17 protein-coding genes are annotated in these 17,270 nt (G+C 61.9%); 14 read left to right on the plus strand and 3 right to left on the minus strand.

Going from position 1 to position 17,270, the window contains the following annotated elements; translation table 11 throughout:
- Positions 1-53 precede the first annotated feature (53 nt).
- The gene (locus GWL_RS17955; protein ID WP_008332892.1) at positions 54-539 is read left to right on the plus strand and encodes an asparaginase domain-containing protein; all 486 of its coding nucleotides are present in this window, start codon (positions 54-56) and stop codon (positions 537-539) included.
- Between the two features lie 26 nt (positions 540-565).
- On the opposite strand, the gene GWL_RS17960 is transcribed toward GWL_RS17955, so the two are convergent.
- Positions 566-1,468 (minus strand): LysR family transcriptional regulator, encoded by a 903-nt coding sequence (locus GWL_RS17960; protein WP_008332894.1) that lies wholly within the window; start codon positions 1,466-1,468, stop codon positions 566-568.
- Between the two features lie 163 nt (positions 1,469-1,631).
- Here GWL_RS17960 and GWL_RS17965 point away from each other — a divergent pair, with 163 nt between their 5' ends.
- On the plus strand, positions 1,632-2,681 hold the full coding sequence (locus tag GWL_RS17965) for a YeiH family protein (protein WP_008332895.1): 1,050 nt from the start codon (positions 1,632-1,634) through the stop codon (positions 2,679-2,681).
- Positions 2,682-2,794: 113 nt separating this feature from the next.
- Here GWL_RS17965 and GWL_RS17970 read toward each other — a convergent pair whose 3' ends face one another.
- Positions 2,795-3,265 (minus strand): SRPBCC family protein, encoded by a 471-nt coding sequence (locus GWL_RS17970; RefSeq protein ID WP_008332896.1) that lies wholly within the window; start codon positions 3,263-3,265, stop codon positions 2,795-2,797.
- Between the two features lie 126 nt (positions 3,266-3,391).
- On the opposite strand from GWL_RS17970, the gene GWL_RS17975 reads away from it, so the two are divergent.
- From GWL_RS17975 to GWL_RS18020, 11 genes are all read left to right on the plus strand, one after another.
- Positions 3,392-5,464: a UvrD-helicase domain-containing protein gene (locus GWL_RS17975; protein WP_008332897.1), complete on the plus strand. Its 2,073-nt coding sequence runs from the start codon at positions 3,392-3,394 to the stop codon at positions 5,462-5,464.
- 346 nt (positions 5,465-5,810) lie between these two features.
- Positions 5,811-7,130: a type VI secretion system Vgr family protein gene (locus GWL_RS17980; RefSeq protein ID WP_255347975.1), complete on the plus strand. Its 1,320-nt coding sequence runs from the start codon at positions 5,811-5,813 to the stop codon at positions 7,128-7,130.
- Positions 7,131-7,150: 20 nt separating this feature from the next.
- On the plus strand, positions 7,151-7,627 hold the full coding sequence (locus GWL_RS17985) for a hypothetical protein (protein ID WP_157174278.1): 477 nt from the start codon (positions 7,151-7,153) through the stop codon (positions 7,625-7,627).
- Between the two features lie 7 nt (positions 7,628-7,634).
- Positions 7,635-7,997, plus strand: coding sequence for a hypothetical protein (locus GWL_RS23710; RefSeq protein WP_192811592.1), 363 nt, complete (start codon positions 7,635-7,637; stop codon positions 7,995-7,997).
- Complete coding sequence (locus GWL_RS17990; RefSeq protein ID WP_008332899.1) at positions 7,943-8,209, plus strand: PAAR domain-containing protein; 267 nt, start codon at positions 7,943-7,945, stop codon at positions 8,207-8,209. Before GWL_RS23710 ends, GWL_RS17990 begins: the two co-directional genes overlap by 55 nt.
- A 246-nt stretch (positions 8,210-8,455) precedes the next feature.
- Positions 8,456-9,268, plus strand: a complete 813-nt coding sequence (locus GWL_RS17995) for a basic amino acid ABC transporter substrate-binding protein (RefSeq protein ID WP_008332908.1) — start codon at positions 8,456-8,458, stop codon at positions 9,266-9,268.
- Between the two features lie 105 nt (positions 9,269-9,373).
- The gene (locus GWL_RS18000; RefSeq protein ID WP_008332909.1) at positions 9,374-10,117 is read left to right on the plus strand and encodes an amino acid ABC transporter permease; all 744 of its coding nucleotides are present in this window, start codon (positions 9,374-9,376) and stop codon (positions 10,115-10,117) included.
- Positions 10,118-10,175: 58 nt separating this feature from the next.
- Positions 10,176-11,474 (plus strand): TIGR03862 family flavoprotein, encoded by a 1,299-nt coding sequence (locus tag GWL_RS18005; RefSeq protein WP_034351388.1) that lies wholly within the window; start codon positions 10,176-10,178, stop codon positions 11,472-11,474.
- The gene (locus GWL_RS18010; RefSeq protein ID WP_008332911.1) at positions 11,471-11,680 is read left to right on the plus strand and encodes a SlyX family protein; all 210 of its coding nucleotides are present in this window, start codon (positions 11,471-11,473) and stop codon (positions 11,678-11,680) included. Before GWL_RS18005 ends, GWL_RS18010 begins: the two co-directional genes overlap by 4 nt.
- 39 nt (positions 11,681-11,719) lie before the next feature.
- The gene (locus GWL_RS18015; protein WP_008332912.1) at positions 11,720-12,874 is read left to right on the plus strand and encodes a helix-hairpin-helix domain-containing protein; all 1,155 of its coding nucleotides are present in this window, start codon (positions 11,720-11,722) and stop codon (positions 12,872-12,874) included.
- A 160-nt stretch (positions 12,875-13,034) separates the two neighbouring features.
- Entirely contained in the window at positions 13,035-13,961 is a 927-nt protein-coding gene (locus GWL_RS18020) for a recombination-associated protein RdgC (RefSeq protein ID WP_008332913.1), read from the plus strand.
- 54 nt (positions 13,962-14,015) lie between these two features.
- Here the strand turns inward: GWL_RS18020 and GWL_RS18025 are convergent, their stop codons facing one another.
- Positions 14,016-14,678 (minus strand): TetR/AcrR family transcriptional regulator, encoded by a 663-nt coding sequence (locus GWL_RS18025; RefSeq protein ID WP_008332915.1) that lies wholly within the window; start codon positions 14,676-14,678, stop codon positions 14,016-14,018.
- A 231-nt stretch (positions 14,679-14,909) separates the two neighbouring features.
- Here GWL_RS18025 and fusA point away from each other — a divergent pair, with 231 nt between their 5' ends.
- Positions 14,910-17,015, plus strand: coding sequence for an elongation factor G (fusA, locus tag GWL_RS18030; RefSeq protein ID WP_008332917.1), 2,106 nt, complete (start codon positions 14,910-14,912; stop codon positions 17,013-17,015).
- The last annotated feature ends 255 nt before the right edge of the window (positions 17,016-17,270 follow it).

The following is a 17,270-nucleotide window of genomic DNA, read 5'->3' on the forward strand; positions in this document are numbered from 1 at the left end:
TCTTGCTTATCCCGCGATGTGAACATTTTTGACCAGTTGGAAGATAGGAACCCATGAGCCTGCGCATCATCGCCACCGGCGGCACCTTCGACAAGCACTACGACGAAATCGCCGGCCAGCTTGGCTTCAGTGAAAGCCATTTGCCGGACGTCATCGCCCGTGCCCGCATCACCACCGACGTCTCCCTGGAAACCCTGCGCCTGCTGGATTCGCTGGAGATGCAGGACGGCGACCGCCAGCGCGTGCTGCAAGCCTGCCAGGCCTCGACGCAGCAGGCCATCGTCATCATCCACGGCACCGACACCATGCAGCAGACCGCCCAGGTGCTGGGCCCGGCGCTGACCGACAAGACCGTGGTGCTGACCGGCGCCATGATCCCCTACGAGATCGCCAACTCCGACGCCTTCTTCAACTTCGGCTTTGCCTGCGGCGTGGCCCAGGTGCTGCCTCCGGGCGTGTATGTGGCGATGAATGGCCGCATCTTCGCCTGGAACAAGGTCGCCAAGAACCGCAGCGCCGGCGTGTTCGAACCGATCTGATCCCGGCCGTGGGCAGGTTCCGCCCTTCAGCGCGGTGCCTGCCGCTGCGCCCAGTCGCGGCAGAACGACAGCAGCGCCGTCAGGCTGGGCGACGGCGCCCGGTGACGGCTGACCACCATGTAGAAATGCCGGCGCAAGGTCGGCAGGGGCGTGTCCAGTTCGACCAGCTTCCTCGATTCGATCAGGTCTTCCACCACCGAGCGTGACAGGCAGCTGATGCCCAGCCCTTCGGCGGTGGCGCGCTTGATGGCTTCCGAATTGCCGAACTCGAACGACGAGGGCAGGTAATGCAGGTAGGGAATGAGCGCATGCTCGACCGCCTCGCGCGTGCCGGACCCGGCCTCGCGCAGCAGCCAGTCGGCCTGGCGCAGCATCTTCAAGGTGATCTTGCGGCGCGCACGGACAAGGGGATGCCTGGGGGCCGCGACCACGATCAGTTCATCGGTCATCCACGGCTCCACCTGCACATCATCGGCGTGGCAGGGGCCTTCGATCAATCCCGCATCGACCTCGAAATTGACCACCGCCGCCACGATATCGGCCGTATTGGCCACCAGCGCCCGCACCCGCGCACCGGCATGCACCCGCCGGTAGGCGGCGATCATGGCCGGCAGCAGATAGCTGCCGATGGTAGTGGAGGCCCCCAGATGCAGATCGCTGCCGGCCGCCGGATCGCTGAACTGACGCTCGATGGTCTGTGCCGCGTCCAGCATGTGGCGCGCCTGGGGCAGCAACTGACGGCCACTGTCGTTCAACACCAGCCGCTTGCCGACGCGATCAAAGAGCTGCACGCCCAGCAGACTCTCCAGCTCGTTCAATGCGGCACTGGCGGCCGACTGCGACAGCGCCACCAGCCCGGCCGCCGCCGTGGTCGAACCGGACTGGGCCACGGCCAGGAAAATCTGCAATTGCCGCAAGGTGATCCGCATCGATGACTCCTTTCATGATTCCCGACGGCCGGGAGCGCGCAGAGGCCGGCCCGCCATCAACCCATTGAACAGGTAGATATTAGCAAAATAACTCGTTTTTCTTTTAATTGCACGACGCGTACAGTGCACTCCATCGACAGCAACGACCTTTTTGGAGAGCCTCATGCGTACCGCCATCCAGACATCCCCCCTGCATCCCGCCGCCGCCGGGCTGGCGCTTTCGGGCGCCGTGGCCTGGGCCGCCATGCGCCTGGGCGACATCGGCTGGCTGCAGAACCACGGCTTCTCGGCGCTGACGGTGGCCATCGTGCTGGGCATCGTGATCGGCAACACCGTCTATCCACGCCTGGGTGCATACTGCGGCGAGGGCGTGCGCTTCTCCAAGCAGACCCTGTTGCGCGCCGGCATCATCCTCTACGGCTTTCGCCTGACCTTCCAGGACATCGCCCACGTGGGACTGGCCGGTGTGGCGATCGACGCCGTCATGCTGCTGTCCACCTTCGGTCTGGCCTGGCTGGTCGGCACCAAGCTGTTGAAGCTGGATCGCGAGGCCGCGCTGCTCATCGGTGCCGGCAGCTCCATCTGCGGTGCCGCCGCCGTCATGGCCACCGAGCCGGTACTGCGCGCACGCAGCGAGCAGGTCACGGTGGCGGTCTCGACCGTGGTCATCTTCGGGTCACTGGCGATCTTCCTGTATCCGCTGCTCTACACGCTGCAGGGCGAAGCGATGTGGGGATTGCGGCTGCCGGACTTCGGCGTCTACATCGGTTCCACCGTCCATGAAGTGGCACAGGTGCTGGCTGCGGCCCGCTCCATCGACCAGCACACGGCCGACGTGGCCGTCATCACCAAGATGGTCCGCGTGATGATGCTGGCGCCCTTCCTGCTGATGTTGTCGATGAAGGCGGCACCGTCCCTTTCCGGTCACCAGCATCAGCACCGCAAGCTGTCCATTCCGTGGTTCGCCTTTGCCTTCATCGGTGTGGTGGTATTGAACTCCTTCTTCCCGCTGCCGGCCCAGGTCAACCAGTTGGTGCTGCAAGCCGATACGCTGATGCTGGCCATGGCCATGGCGGCCCTGGGATTGTCCACCCACCTCTCGGCACTGCGCAGTGCCGGCATGAAGCCGATGATCCTGGGTGCGATCCTGTTCGCCTGGCTGATCATCGGTGGGGCCCTGGTCAATGGTGCACTGGGACGCCTGCTGGCCTGAACCTGAAGCCCCGATACCGACACCGAAGAAAAAAAGGCGCGGTCCTTGCGGATCGCGCCTCTTTTTTGTGGCTTCAGGAAACCTGATGCAAGCAAGCAATTCGTTCAGTTTCTTCAATGCAGCTCGCCGCGCTGGGTCAGCTCGCGGATGATGCGCACCGTATCGATATCGGCTTCCTGGTAGGCCGAGCGACGGAAGTTGTCGTAGAAGGCTTCTTCGCCGCTCACATCCTCGGGCTTGCCATCGTCATATTCGAAGCGCACGAAGAGTACATCGGTCTGCGGTTCCTCGATGGTCATGCTCATGCGCGAGGCCGCAATCTCGCCCTGCGCGGGCACTTCATAGAGCACCTGGATCTGCGGCAGGTAGGTGACCTTGTCGATGATGACCAGTTCGCCATAACGCAGCTCGCGGCGCACGCTGTCCAGGCTCTTCTCGGAGAGGCGGCAGTCGTCCAGGTGCGGCATGAACAGGCGCGGGGACTCTGCGCGCAGGACCAGGCCGCGCCAGAGCTGCTCGCGGCTCAGAGGATCGATGAGCGCATTGAGCGGATCGTTGATCTGGATGAGATGGTTGAATTTCATGGTTGCTCTCGTGATGTTGTTGCCACCGGCAATGCGGGCATTGTCCCACAGGCACCGCCGGGTGGCTCGGGCGGGCTGCTACAATGGCGCCTCGTTTCTTCTCCTGCCCACGCCGATCGCCTCCGTATGTCCGCCCCCTCCTTCGGCCTGAACAAGCCGCAAAGCGAAGCCGTCCACTACATGGCCGGGCCTTGCCTGGTGCTGGCCGGCGCAGGTTCCGGCAAGACCCGCGTGATCACGCAGAAGATCGCCCACCTGATCGAAAACTGTGGCTACGAATCGCGCAACATCGCCGCGCTCACCTTCACCAACAAGGCCGCGCTGGAAATGCAGGAGCGCATTGCCAAACTGCTCAAGGATCCCAAGCAGGCCAAGCACCTCACGGTGTCGACCTTTCACTCCCTGGGCGTGAAGATCCTGCGGCAGGAGTCCAAGCATCTGGGGCTGAAGGATCGCTTTTCAATCATGGACAGCGACGATTGTTTTTCCCTGGTGCAAGAACTGGCGGTCACTACCGACAAGGCCATCATCCGTGGCATCCAGAATGCCATCTCCTTGTGGAAGAACGGCCTGATCGACCCCGACCTGGCCGAGAAGAATGCCCGCACCGAAGACGAAGCCCAGGCCGCGCGCATCTACCGCAGCTACGTGGCCACGTTGAAGGCTTACCAGGCGGTCGATTTCGATGATCTGATCCGTCTGCCGGTCGAGCTCTTCCGCAGCAACGAGGAAGTGCGCGACCGCTGGCAGCGCAAGCTGCGCTATCTGTTGATCGATGAGTACCAGGACACCAACACCTGCCAGTACGAACTGGTCAAACTGCTGGTGACCGGCGTGGGCAAGAAGCCGATGTTTACCGCCGTGGGCGACGATGACCAGGCCATCTATGCCTGGCGCGGCGCGACCATCGAGAACCTGAAACTGCTGGGCGTGGATTTTCCCAACCTGCACCTGATCAAGCTGGAGCAGAACTATCGTTCGAGCACGCGCATCCTGCAGGCGGCCAACGCGGTGATCTCCAACAATCCCAAGCTGTTCGACAAGACCCTGTGGTCCGAGCACGGGCTGGGCGACCCGATCACGGTCATGGCGATGGATGATGAAGAAGCCGAAGCCGACCAGATCGCCATCACGCTCTCGGCGCATCGCTTCGAGCGGCGCGCCAAGTTTGCCGATTACGCCATCCTGTATCGCGGCAACCACCAGGCGCGCATCCTGGAAAAATCGCTGCGGCGCGAACGCATTCCGTACGTGATGTCGGGCGGCCAGAGTTACTTCGACCGCGCCGAGATCAAGGACATCATTGCCTACCTGCGTCTGATCGCCAACCAGGATGATGACCCGGCCTTCATCCGCGCCGTCACGACGCCGCGCCGAGGCGTGGGCCAGGCCACGCTGGAAGTGCTGGGTACGCTGGCCGGACAGTGGCAGTGTTCCTTGTTCGAAGCGGTCTACAAGGGAGGACTGGAAGACAAGCTGACCGACCGCCAGCTGCTGCCGCTGCGCAAGTTCTGCGACTTCATCAATGCGCTGGAATCCCGCGCCACCCGCCCCGGCCCCTCCGGCAGCGGCGCCGAGGCCGGCAAGGTGCTGGACGACATGATGGAGGCCATCAACTACGAGTTCTACCTCTACGACAGCTTCGAGGAGCGCGCTGCGCAGGCGCGCTGGCAGAACGTGGTCGACTTCATCAATTGGCTCAAGGAACGCGCCTGCGGTGGACGTGATGGCGAGGGCGAAGAGAAGAACCTGCTGGAAATCACCCAGATGGTGGCGCTCATGAGCATGCTCGAAGGGCGCGACGAAGAGCAGGATGCGGTGCGCATGTCGACCCTGCATGCCTCCAAGGGACTGGAGTTTCCGCACGTGTTCCTGGTCGGTGTGGAGGAAGGCATCCTGCCGCACAAGGGCGATCCGGATACCCCACCGGAACAAGCCGCTGCGCGCGTGGAAGAGGAGCGTCGTCTGATGTACGTGGGCATCACGCGCGCGCAGCGCTCGCTGCACGTGTCCTGGTGCAAGCGCCGCAAGCGCGCCAAGGAAGTGATCGATTGCCAGATCTCGCGCTTCGTCAAGGAGATGCGCCTGGACGAAGGCGAGGCGGTGCCGCAGGAGAGCGAGAAGATCACGCCGCAGGCGCGGCTGGCCAATTTGAAGGCCTTGTTGCAGAAGCCGCGCAATACGCCGGAACAAGGTTAGCACCTGCCGTATCGGGGACTGACAGGGCCGGCTCCCTTGTCCAGCTGCATCCATCCGGTTGACAGTCATTGCTTCACAACGGATTGACTGCCAATCAAAACTGCCAAAATGATTTGGCGAAAAAATCGAATTACTTCCATTGAGAAAGTGCCTCGTGCAACGGAGACTGTCGCCTTCGTCGCTCGGGGCCTCAGCTGCATCGATGAGTCCATGGGCATAGGCCGCATCCGGAACTTCCTCATTCAAGCAGAGCGTGTGCTCACTTCGCAAGAGGTGCTGCGATTTTCTCCTGTTTGTTCACTGGCATGTTTCGGAATGCGCGAATTCTCTCTGGAAGCCGCATCGCATGCCCTCCCCCTCGCCGAATCATTCACCACGCTCCCAAGCGCGCATTACGCAGCATCTCACGCAGCATCGTCGGCTGCTCCAACTGGACTCGCCACTCGGGCCAGACGTCCTCTTGCCACAAAGGCTGATCGCCACCGAGCGACTCAATGAAGGCTACGAAGTCACCATCGATCTGCTGAGCACGCACACTGGTCTCGCACTGGAACAGTTGATTGCGCAGCCAGTCACGCTGTGGATCCGACAGCATGAAGGCGACACCCTGCCCTGGCACGGCTACGTGCATACCGCAAAGCGCCTGGGCAGTGACGGCGGACTCGATTTCTGCCAGCTCTCGTTCTCTTCGTGGCTGCATTTCCTGCGCTTTCGCAAGGATGCCCGGATCTGGCAGGACAAGAGGACCGAGGACATTCTCGCCGACGTCTTCAACAACCATCCGCAAGCACGTGGCCATTACCGTTTCGCACTTGAACGAACTTATGTCCCGCGATCCTATTGCACCCAGTACGAAACCGACTGGCATTTCGTCCAGCGCCTGATGGAAGAAGAAGGCTGGTTCGCCCATCACGAACAGCGGGAAGATGGCAACGGCCACGTCCTGGTCATCACCGACAATACGTGGAGCCTGCCCGGCTTGCCCCAGCAAGGCATCGCCTTCCACGGTGCAGCCCCCCGCGATGAGCTGGACAAGATCCTCCATTGGAGCGCCAGCCGCACGCTTTCCTCCAAGACATGGCGGGGCCGCAGCGACAACTACAAATCGCCCCGCATGCAGAAGGAGGCCGAAGAACAGGTGATGCCCGAATACGGCCAGCTGCCCGCGCAGCTGGAGATGTATGAGTACACCGGTGCTTACAGTTTTGCGCAGCAGGCACAAGGCAATCGACAGGCCGACCTGCAAGTGGAGCAGTGGGAATCCTCCATGCAGCGCTACGCTGCCGTCTCGGGTGTACGCAATCTGGCTTGCGGACGCTGGTTCAGGCTGGAAGAACATCCCCTGCACCGGGCCGAGCCCGACAGGGAACGCCAGTTCGTCATCCTGGCCATAGATTGGTTCATCGAGAACAACCTTCCCCTGTCGCATCAGGCACTGGATTTTCCGGGCAGCCTGAGCGCCACGCTGGCAGCATTCAAGGACTCGATCCGGCGCGAACGGCAGGTCGATGAAACGGACAACGAACACACCGGCCATTGCTTCAACCGCTTCGAGGTACAGCGCCGCAAGCTGCCGTTTCGTGCTGCGCGCACGCATGCCAGGCCGGTCATCCACCTGTGGGACAAGGTGATTCGCACACTACGCACACGCCCCGGCGCATTCTGATCCCATCTTTGTCGATGATCATGAATACGAAGCACATAGCACTTGCTCAGTTTGATTCGTCCGTTCGCTTGTTGCTCATTGATCTTGCTGGGTTAGAAAGACAGCTCATTCCCGCTGCGACAATTGATACAAAAAAGATCTGCTTTGGCTTTTATGAGATGGAAAGCGAGTCACCTGCTCTGAATACAGTAGCGCTATTCGCCACGCCAGAAGGTCCAGTAATGCTACTTAACGATCGGCTCTATCCACTCTCTTTAGGAAAAACAAAAATAAAAATATCAGATGACGGAAAACACACTCATTTCCGCGTTCTTCATGAGAACCAACATATCTTTGGAATGTTCATGGAGCCAAAATTCGGGATCGGACTACACCCGTATAGCAACGAGCGCGAAGACATCGATTTCTATTATTGGTTAAGCACGAAGGTAGGAAATCCAGATTTCTATTCAACCTATACAAGAGCGATCGTGTACGCCGATCTGGATGACGAATAAGGTAGTCATGAAAAACACATATCTCCGGCAAGCTGGAATTGTGCTCATATTGATCTTGCTGACATTCTTTGCATGCCAAGCCAAATCACCAGTACTCACGTCGGTGGAAAAAGAGCATATGCGGTCGATCAGCGAAAAAATGACCCCGAGATGTTTTGGACGCTATCTGATTGACTTGCCGGAAAGCTTCGTTCTCAACACCGAGGGCGGACAGGAAATAGACGGTGTCACCATTGATATCAAAGCGCAGTCAGAAACAGAGTTTCGGCAAGCGCTGGAGGCAAGAAAGAGAGTGCTTGAGTCGGAAAGCCACGCATGCCACTACCCATCATCCGTCTCGGCGACTCCACTTCCCATGGCGGCAAAGTGATCTCCGCCGCCCCCACCCACACCCTCCACGGCATCGGCATTGCCCGCGTCGGTGACCTGGTCAGTTGTCCCAAGGATGGGCACGGCACCAATCCGATCATCGAGGGGGCGCCGACCTGGCTGATCGGTGATCGCATGGTCGCCCTGCAAGGGCATCGTGCTGCCTGCGGGTGCAGCCTCGTTTCCAGCCTGGCCACGGCCTCCTATGGCTGACAGCCAGCGCCGCCGGTCCGGAGCAGGGCAACATTTGCGCATATCCGCCCTGAAAATTGCACCGACACCACGCTTTGCGCCATTTCCTGCCCCTTTTTGACGCACCATTGCCCGCCACCACCCCCGGGCGGTTTACAATGCCGCCTGCAAAAAAATCCCCGAGTTTCACACAAGCAACACCGCCCGCCGCGCTACCCGCTCGCCTGCCCCTGTTGCCCCAACCATTCCAGACAAGGAAATCAAGCAATGATCAAGATGTTCTCCCGCCACGCCCGTACGCTGGCGCTGACCGCCGGCTTCGTCGGCATGCTGGGCCTGGCCGCCTGCGGCAAGCAGGAAGACAAGAGCGCCGCTGCCCCTGCACCGCAAGCCGCTGCCGCCCGCGTCTACGTGGTCGGCGTGGAATCGGCCTACGCCCCCTTCTCCTCCGAAAACGAACAGAAGGAAGTGGTCGGCTTCGACATCGACGTCATGAAGGCCCTGGCCAAGAAGATCGGCATCGAAGTCAAGTTCGTGCCCACGCCCTTCGAAGGCTTCTTCAATTTCCTCGCCCAAGGTGACCGCGACCTGCTGATCTCGGCCATCACCATCACCGATGAACGCAAGAAGTCGGTGGCCTTCTCCGATCCCTACTTCGTGGCCACCCAGACCATCGCCCTGCCGGCCGCAGAATCCAAGGTCAGCAAGATGGAAGACCTGAAGCCCCTGACCGTGGGCACCCAGAGCGCCACCTCCGGCGACGAACTGGTGCAGCAGGTGCTGGGCAAGAACAGCGCCAAGATCAAGCGCTTCGACTCCACCCCGCTGGCCCTGAAGGAACTGGAAAACGGCGGCGTCGATGCCGTCGTGGCCGATGAACCGGTGGTCAAGAACTACATCGCCAACAACCCCAACAGCAAGCTGCGTACCGTCACCGATCCGAGCTTCCCCAAGGAAGACTACGGCATCGCCGTGCGCAAGGATGATCCGGAACTGCTGGCCAAGATCAACAAGGGCCTGGCCGAAATGAAGGCCGATGGCAGCTTCGCCGCCATCAGCGCACACTACTTCGGCAAGTAAGCGCCGTCCGCAGACTGTCGGCAGCCCTCCCCCGGTGACGGCGGCAGTTTGCCGCCGTCCTGTCCTTCCAGAAACTGATTTTTCCAATCACCAATCGAGTCCGACATGGATTTCCGCTGGAGCATCATCCAAGGCTACGCGCCGCTGTTCGCCAAGGGCGTTCTCATGACCTTGCAGGTGTCGCTGATCAGTATCCTGATCGGTACCGTGATCGGCTTGCTGGTGGGCATGCTGCGCCTGGCCGAGATGCCGCACGGCCCATGGAAGTGGCCGCTGAAGGTGCTGCGCTGGCTGGCCGGCTTCTACGTCGCCTTCTTCCGGGGCACGCCGCTGTTCGTGCAGATCATGCTGATCCACTTCGCGGTGATGCCACTGCTGGTGCAACAGGAACACGGCCTGCTCATCACCGGGGAACTGGCACGCACCATCAAGCAGGACTACGGTGCCTTCCTCTCGGGCACGGTGGCGCTGTCGCTCAATGCCGGCGCCTACATCTCCGAGATCTTCCGTGCCGGCATCCAGTCCATCGAGCGCGGCCAGTCCTATGCTGCGGCCAGCCTGGGCATGAACTATGGCCTGACCATGCGCTACGTGGTGCTGCCGCAGGCGTTTCGCCGCATGCTGCCGCCGCTGGGCAACGAAGCCATCACGCTGCTCAAGGATTCCTCGCTGGTCTCGGCCATCGGCCTGGCCGAACTGGCCTATGCCGCGCGCACCGTGGCGGGCACCTATGCCCGTTACTGGGAACCGTACATCACCATTTCCATCCTGTATTTCTCCATGACCATCTGCCTGGCACTGGTGGTGGCGCGACTGGAAAACAAATACAGCACCCCGCATCGCCGCTGAAGGCAGGGATGACGTGCGCTAGTGGCAAGCGGGCGGTATCATGCCGCGCATGACATCGATGCACACTCTTCCCCAACTCGCTCCCGGCAGTCGCCGCGTGGCCGTGATCGGCGCCGGTCCGGCCGGCCTGATGGCCGCCGAAGTCCTGGCCGCACAAGGCGCCGCCGTGGACGTCTACGACGCCATGCCCTCGGCCGGTCGCAAATTCCTGCTGGCCGGACGCGGCGGCATGAACATCACGCACTCCGAAGCGCAACCCGACTTCCTGCCACGCTACGGCAATCGCCGTGAACAGGTGGCGCCCTTCGTGCGCCGCTTCGATGCCGACCAGTTGCGCGCATGGATACACGCCCTGGGCATAGAGACCTTCGTGGGCAGCTCCGGCCGCGTCTTCCCGCGCGAGATGAAAGCCGCACCGCTCTTGCGCGCCTGGCTGCATCGCCTGCGCGAGGCCGGCGTGCGCTTCCACATGCGCCATCGCTGGCTGGGCTGGCAGGAAGACGGCGCACTGCGCTTTGCCCATCCTGATGGCCACACCGATGTCCAAGCCGATGCCGTGGTGCTGGCACTGGGCGGGGCCAGCTGGCCGCGCCTGGGTTCGGACGGCAGCTGGGTGCCGCTGCTGCAAACCCGTCAGGTGGAAGTCGCCCCGCTGCTGCCGTCCAACTGCGGCTTCGAGCTGGACTGGAGCGAACATTTCCGCAGCCGGTTCGCCGGCGAACCGGTCAAGCCGGTGGTGGCCAGCACGGCGCTGCCCAGCGGCGGCGTGCAGAATCGTCGCGGCGAATTCATCGTCACCGCCGAGGGCATCGAAGGCAGCCTGGTCTATGCGATGTCCTCGGCCTTGCGCGACACCATTACCGCAGAAGGCTCGGCGCGCCTGTACCTGGACCTGCTGCCCGACTGGCCGCTGGAAAAAGTGGAGGCTGAACTGGCCCATCCGCGCGGTGCGCGTTCGCTCTCCAGCCACCTGCAAAGCCGCCTGCATCTCAAGGGCGTGAAGGCCGGACTGTTGCGCGAGCTGGTGAGCAAGGAGGATTTCGCCGACATGGGCAAGCTGGCGCGCACCATCAAGGCTCTACCGCTGACGGTGCTACGCCCGCGCCCCATCGCCGAAGCCATCAGCAGCGCCGGGGGCGTGAGCTTCGAGGCGCTCGATGATGCGCTGATGCTGCGCGCCCTGCCGGGCGTATTCTGCGCCGGCGAGATGCTGGACTGGGAAGCGCCCACCGGCGGCTACCTGCTCACCGCCTGCTTTGCCACCGGCCGCGCCGCGGCGGCTGGTGTCCTGCACTGGCTCATCAGCGACGACCGTGCCGCCAGTCTGAGCAACACCTCCAAGGAAGAACACAAGTGACCCAAGACGACCGCCTCATCGACCTGGAAATGAAGATCGCCCATCAGGAACACCTGCTGGACGAACTGAACCAGACCGTCTATCGCCAGGAAAAGAAGATCGAGGAGCTGGACATGCTGCTGCATGCCCTGGCCAAGCGCTTCAAGGAATTGTCCGACACCAGCCAGGACCGCGCGGCCGCCAACGAGAAGCCGCCGCATTACTGATCGCACCGCTTACGCTTTCTCTTCGCTGCCCGCACCACCATGGCCCACGAACGCCGCATCGCCCACCTCGACATGGATGCTTTCTATGCCTCGGTGGAACTGCTGCGCTATCCCGACCTGCGCGGCCAGGCTGTGGTCATCGGCGGCGGCTCGGCCACGCGGCCGGTGGAATTGCCCGACGGCTCGCGCCAGTATTTCCGCATGCGCGATTACGCCGGGCGCGGGGTGGTCACCACCTCCACCTATGAGGCGCGCGCGCTGGGCGTGTTCTCTGCCATGGGCATCATGAAGGCGGCCCAGCTGGCACCGGACGCGATCCTGCTGCCGACCGACTTCGAGGCCTATCGCAAGTATTCGCGCCTGTTCAAGGAAGCGGTGCGCAGCATCGCCCCGCTGATCGAGGATCGCGGTATCGATGAGATCTACATCGATCTTTCTGCGTGGCCCGATACCGCGCATGAGGTCGCGCGCCAGATCAAGGATGCGGTGCATGCGGCTACCGCCCTGACCTGCTCCGTCGGTGTGGCCCCTAACAAAATGCTGGCCAAGATCTCTTCCGAACTGGACAAACCCGATGGGCTCACCATCCTCACGCCCGAGGATATCGAGCGCCGCATCTGGCCGCTGCCAGCGCGCAAGATCAATGGCATCGGACCGAAGGCCGCCGAGAAGCTGGCGGCCTTGGGCATCGAGACCGTGGCCGACCTGGCACGTGCCTCGCCTGAATTGCTGCGTGCGCATTTCGGGCGCAGCTATTCGGAGTGGCTGGGACGCGTGGCGCAGGGCGTCGATGATCGCCCGGTGCAGACGTATTCCGAACCCAAATCCATCAGTCGGGAAACCACCTTTGAACGCGACCTGCATGCACGTGCCGACCGCGCGCAACTCTCGGAAATCTTCACGGCCCTGTGCGTGAAGCTGGCCGGCGACCTGGAGCGCAAGGGCTATGTCGGCCGCACCATCGGCATCAAGCTGAAATACGCCGATTTCCAGGGTGTGACGCGCGATGTGACACTGCCCTCGCCCACCGGGGACGCCGCCACCATCCGCCAGGCGGCCGGGGAATGTCTGAAGCGCGTACCACTGGAAAAGAAGCTGCGCCTGCTCGGTGTGCGCGTGGGTGCGCTCTCGCGCAAGGATGAGCTTGCGGCGGCCGCACAGGCGGTGCAGGCGGAATTGCCGTTTGCCGGCTGATCCATTTCCCCGCGAACTTTCTGTGCGTTTTTCCGGCGAGCTCTGCGTCCAGCCCGGCCATGGAAAATTTAACTGCAAGCGTGGACAATCCGACATCGCTTGCGGCAGGACGGGCGTGTAAAATCTCCTCCTTTCCCTCTTTGCCCTGCTCCGGAAACCTATGTGGTTCAAGAATCTCCAGATCTACCGTCTGCCCGCACCGTGGGCGATCCATGCCGACGAACTCGAATCCCATCTCGCGCCGCAGGCCTTCACCGCCTGCTCCAGCCTGGACATGCAGAGCCAGGGCTGGGTGCCGCCGCGCAACAATGAAAAACTGGTGCATGTGGTCAACCGCCAGCTGCTCTTGAAACTCGATACCGAGAAGAAACTGCTGCCCTCGACCGTCATCAACCAGGTCACCAAGGCCCGTGCCGCCGAGCTGGAAGAACAGCAAGGTTTCCCGCCGGGCCGCAAGCAGACCAAGGAATTGAAGGAGCAAGTCACGGATGAGCTGCTGCCGCGCGCCTTCTCGGTGGTGCGCAGCACCTGGGTCTGGATCGATCCGGTCAACGGCTGGCTGCTGGTCGATGCCGGCTCGCCCTCCAAGGCCGAGGAAGTGTTGAAGCTGCTCTTCAAGGCCATCCCCAAGTTCCCGCTGGAAACGCTGCGCACCGTCATGTCGCCGGCAGCGGCCATGACCGACTGGCTGGCCAGCGACGAAGCGCCCAACGGTTTCACCGTGGACCAGGATACCGAGCTGCGCTCCACCGCCGAGAGCAAGGCGACCGTGCGCTACGTGCGCCACACGCTCGAAGCCGACGACATCCGCCGCCACATCGAAGCCGGCAAGCAGTGTACGCGCCTGGCGCTGACCTGGGCCGACAAGGTCTCCTTCGTGCTGACCGAGAACCTGTCGGTCAAGCGCATCGCGCCGCTGGACGTGCTCAAGGAAGACAGCGAGATCGCCGGCAAGAACGACGATGAGCGCTTCGATGGCGACTTCATGCTGATGACCGGTGAGCTGGCCAAGCTGCTCTCGGCGCTGGTCGATGCGCTGGGCGGGCAGTTGAAGGAGAACGAAGGGACGCTGGCGCAGGCTGCCTGAACTCAAGCGGCCCTATTTGCATCACGACAACGGGAGCCCATGGGCTCCCGTTTTTCATGCGCGTCGTTGCGCCTCGGTGATCCTGGCAGGGGGCGCCACGAGCACATTTTCCAGCGGCAGCATCGCATGCGGCAGCGTGGCGGCCAGTCGCGCGCTGGAGACACCATCGCGCGCACCCAGCGCCAGGCCATTGAGAAAGCTGGTGTAGAAATCGCCCAGCGCCGTGACATCGGCATCGGCGCGGATCTCCCCTTCGCGCTGCGCCTGCAGCAGCCGCGCGCGGATTTCATTGCGGCGCTTGTGGCGGCGTTGCGAGAGCGCATCACTGTGCTGGCTGTTCTCGGGCGCACAGTTGATGGCTGAAATCACGACCATACACCCCTTTCCCGCCGGCAAGCCCGGCACCGTCGTCTTGCCCGAATACATGCGCACGCTGGCGCGCAGCATGGCTTGCAGGTCTTCGCGAATACCCTTGCCGGCCTGCAACAGGCGCAGCGGTTCGGCACTGATGGTGCGCGAGTAAACCTCCATGACTTCGCGGAAAAGCGCATCCTTGTCGCCGAAGGCCGAGTAGAGACTGGGAGCCTTCACGCCGATGGCCTCGCACAGATCGGCCATGGTGGTGCCTTCATAGCCCTTGCTCCAGAACACTTGCATGGCCTGCTGCAGCGCCTGGTCGCGGTCGAAGCTGCGCGGACGGCCACGGGTTTTTATCATCGGTTTCCTTTGCGGGGCATTACCCCTTGCGGTAATGGTGTTGCGCAGAAGTGTAGTTTAATTTAGTCGACATTACAAAATTAAATCGCCAGCCCTTGAACTTTGGGGAAGACGTTCCTATTATCTAATGCTCATTACATAAATAAACGGTAATGAGCAACATCATTAATCAAACATTAACCCGGCAGTACTGAATCCAGCATTTGACGGCACCCATCGAAAGGACATGCCATGAGCCGCAAGACCCGAATAGAAAACTACCGCAACATCGGTATCAGCGCGCATATCGACGCGGGCAAGACCACGACCACCGAGCGCATTCTTTTTTATACGGGTGTGAACCACAAGATCGGTGAAGTGCACAACGGTGCGGCCACCATGGACTGGATGGAGCAGGAGCAGGAACGCGGCATCACCATCACCTCGGCGGCCACCACGGCCTTCTGGAAGGGCATGGCCGGCAATTATCCCGAGCATCGCATCAACATCATCGACACCCCCGGTCACGTGGACTTCACCATCGAAGTGGAGCGCTCCATGCGCGTGCTCGATGGCGCGGTGATGGTGTACGACTCGGTGGGCGGCGTGCAGCCGCAGTCCGAGACCGTCTGGCGCCAGGCCAACAAGTACAAGGTGCCCCGCATTGCCTTCGTCAACAAGATGGACCGCATCGGTGCGGACTTCTTCCGCGTGCAGAAACAGATCGAGGAACGCCTCAAAGGTAAAGCCGTCCCCATCCAGATTCCGGTGGGCGCGGAAGACCATTTCTCGGGTGTGATCGACCTGGTCAAGATGAAGGCCATCATCTGGGACGAAGCCAGCCAGGGTGTGCTGTTCAAGTATGAAGACATCCCGCTGGAGCTGGAGGACATCGCACGCCACTGGCGCGACCTGATGGTCGAGCAGGCTGCCGAGGCCAATGAGGAACTGCTGGAGAAGTATCTCTCCGGCAATCCCTTGAGCGAAGACGACATCAAGCGCGGCCTGCGCCTGCGCACGGTGGCCAACGAGATCGTGCCGATGCTGGCTGGCAGCGCCTTCAAGAACAAGGGCGTACAGGCCATGCTGGATGCGGTAATCGACTACCTGCCCTCGCCCGTCGACGTGCCGGCCATCGCCGGGCATGCCGAGGACGACAGCGAGATCGAGCGCCATCCCTCGGACGAGGAACCGTTCTCGGCGCTGGCCTTCAAGATCATGACCGATCCCTTCGTGGGGCAGCTGACCTTTTTCCGCGTGTATTCCGGCATCGTCAATTCGGGCGACACGGTCTACAACCCGGTCAAGGGCAAGAAGGAACGCCTGGGCCGCATCCTGCAGATGCACGCCAACGAGCGCAAGGAAATCAAGGAGGTGTTCGCGGGCGATATCGCGGCCGCCGTGGGCCTGAAGGATGTGACGACCGGTGACACGCTGTCGGATCCGGAACATCCCATCATCCTGGAACGCATGATCTTCCCTGAGCCCGTGATCTCGCAGGCGGTGGAACCGAAGACCAAGGCCGACCAGGAAAAGATGGGCATCGCCTTGAATCGCCTGGCGCAGGAGGATCCGTCCTTCCGCGTGCATACCGATGAGGAATCGGGCCAGACCATCATGTCGGGCATGGGCGAGCTGCACCTGGAAATCCTGGTGGACCGGATGAAGCGCGAATTCAACGTCGAGGCCACGGTGGGCAAGCCGCAGGTGGCTTACCGCGAAGCGATCCGCAAGGGCGTGGAGGATGTGGAAGGCAAGTTCGTCAAGCAGTCCGGTGGACGCGGGCAGTACGGCCACGTGGTGATCAAGCTGGAGCCGCAGCCGGCCGGCAAGGGCTATGAATTCGTCGATGCCATCAAGGGTGGCGTGGTCCCGCGCGAGTTCATCCCGGCGGTCGACAAGGGTATCCAGGAGTCGCTGAAGGCGGGCGTGCTGGCCGGTTACCCGGTGGTTGACGTGAAGGCTACGCTGACCTTCGGTTCGTACCACGATGTGGACTCCAACGAAAACGCCTTCCGCATGGCCGGCTCCATGGCCTTCAAGGAAGCGATGAAGCGTGCCGGTCCGATGCTGCTGGAACCGATGATGCAGGTCGAGGTGGAAACGCCCGAGGAATTCATGGGCAACGTGATGGGCGACCTGTCCTCACGGCGCGGGATGGTGCAGGGCATGGAAGACATGGTGGGCGGCGGCAAGCTGGTGCGTGCTGAAGTCCCGCTGTCGGAAATGTTCGGCTACTCGACCACGCTGCGCTCGCTCTCGCAGGGGCGCGCGACTTACTCGATGGAGTTCAAGCACTATGCCGAAGCGCCGAGGCAGGTGGTGGAGCAGTTGTCGGGGAGCAAGGGCAAGGGTTGATTGGACTTGCTGGCTGCTGGCTGTATGAAGAAGCCGATGCGTCTTGGGGTGCATCGGCTTTTTTCTTATTGCAGATGGCGCAGAAAAAAACGCGCAAAAACAAAAACGCCCCATTCTTGCGAATGAGGCGTTTTATCTGGCGGAGCGGACGGAGCTCTCCTACACAAGCGCAGGCCGCGGAATCGCTTGCAAGCGATTCCCTTCTCGCCCCGCCGGGAGCCGCGCAGGCGGCTCCCTCCACTCCGCAGTTTTTGC

Origin of the sequence: Herbaspirillum sp. GW103 (assembly GCF_000261365.1) — a bacterium.
In the GTDB taxonomy this organism is placed as follows: Bacteria; Pseudomonadota; Gammaproteobacteria; order Burkholderiales; family Burkholderiaceae_D; genus Herbaspirillum.

Bases quoted from the DNA above. Each gene is read 5' to 3' on its own strand.
- GWL_RS18005 (WP_034351388.1), top strand. From the start codon at position 10,176: ATGCACACTCTTCCCCAACTCGCTCCCGGCAGTCGCCGCGTGGCCGTG.
- GWL_RS17995 (WP_008332908.1), top strand. From the start codon at position 8,456: ATGATCAAGATGTTCTCCCGCCACGCCCGTACGCTGGCGCTGACCGCC.
- GWL_RS18015 (WP_008332912.1), top strand. From the start codon at position 11,720: ATGGCCCACGAACGCCGCATCGCCCACCTCGACATGGATGCTTTCTAT.
- GWL_RS17980 (WP_255347975.1), top strand. From the start codon at position 5,811: ATGCCCTCCCCCTCGCCGAATCATTCACCACGCTCCCAAGCGCGCATT.
- GWL_RS17960 (WP_008332894.1), bottom strand. From the start codon at position 1,468: ATGCGGATCACCTTGCGGCAATTGCAGATTTTCCTGGCCGTGGCCCAG.
- fusA (WP_008332917.1), top strand. From the start codon at position 14,910: ATGAGCCGCAAGACCCGAATAGAAAACTACCGCAACATCGGTATCAGC.
- GWL_RS17970 (WP_008332896.1), bottom strand. From the start codon at position 3,265: ATGAAATTCAACCATCTCATCCAGATCAACGATCCGCTCAATGCGCTC.
- GWL_RS17985 (WP_157174278.1), top strand. From the start codon at position 7,151: ATGAATACGAAGCACATAGCACTTGCTCAGTTTGATTCGTCCGTTCGC.
- GWL_RS17955 (WP_008332892.1), top strand. From the start codon at position 54: ATGAGCCTGCGCATCATCGCCACCGGCGGCACCTTCGACAAGCACTAC.
- GWL_RS18025 (WP_008332915.1), bottom strand. From the start codon at position 14,678: ATGATAAAAACCCGTGGCCGTCCGCGCAGCTTCGACCGCGACCAGGCG.
- GWL_RS17990 (WP_008332899.1), top strand. From the start codon at position 7,943: ATGCCACTACCCATCATCCGTCTCGGCGACTCCACTTCCCATGGCGGC.
- GWL_RS17965 (WP_008332895.1), top strand. From the start codon at position 1,632: ATGCGTACCGCCATCCAGACATCCCCCCTGCATCCCGCCGCCGCCGGG.
- GWL_RS18000 (WP_008332909.1), top strand. From the start codon at position 9,374: ATGGATTTCCGCTGGAGCATCATCCAAGGCTACGCGCCGCTGTTCGCC.
- GWL_RS17975 (WP_008332897.1), top strand. From the start codon at position 3,392: ATGTCCGCCCCCTCCTTCGGCCTGAACAAGCCGCAAAGCGAAGCCGTC.
- GWL_RS23710 (WP_192811592.1), top strand. From the start codon at position 7,635: ATGAAAAACACATATCTCCGGCAAGCTGGAATTGTGCTCATATTGATC.
- GWL_RS18020 (WP_008332913.1), top strand. From the start codon at position 13,035: ATGTGGTTCAAGAATCTCCAGATCTACCGTCTGCCCGCACCGTGGGCG.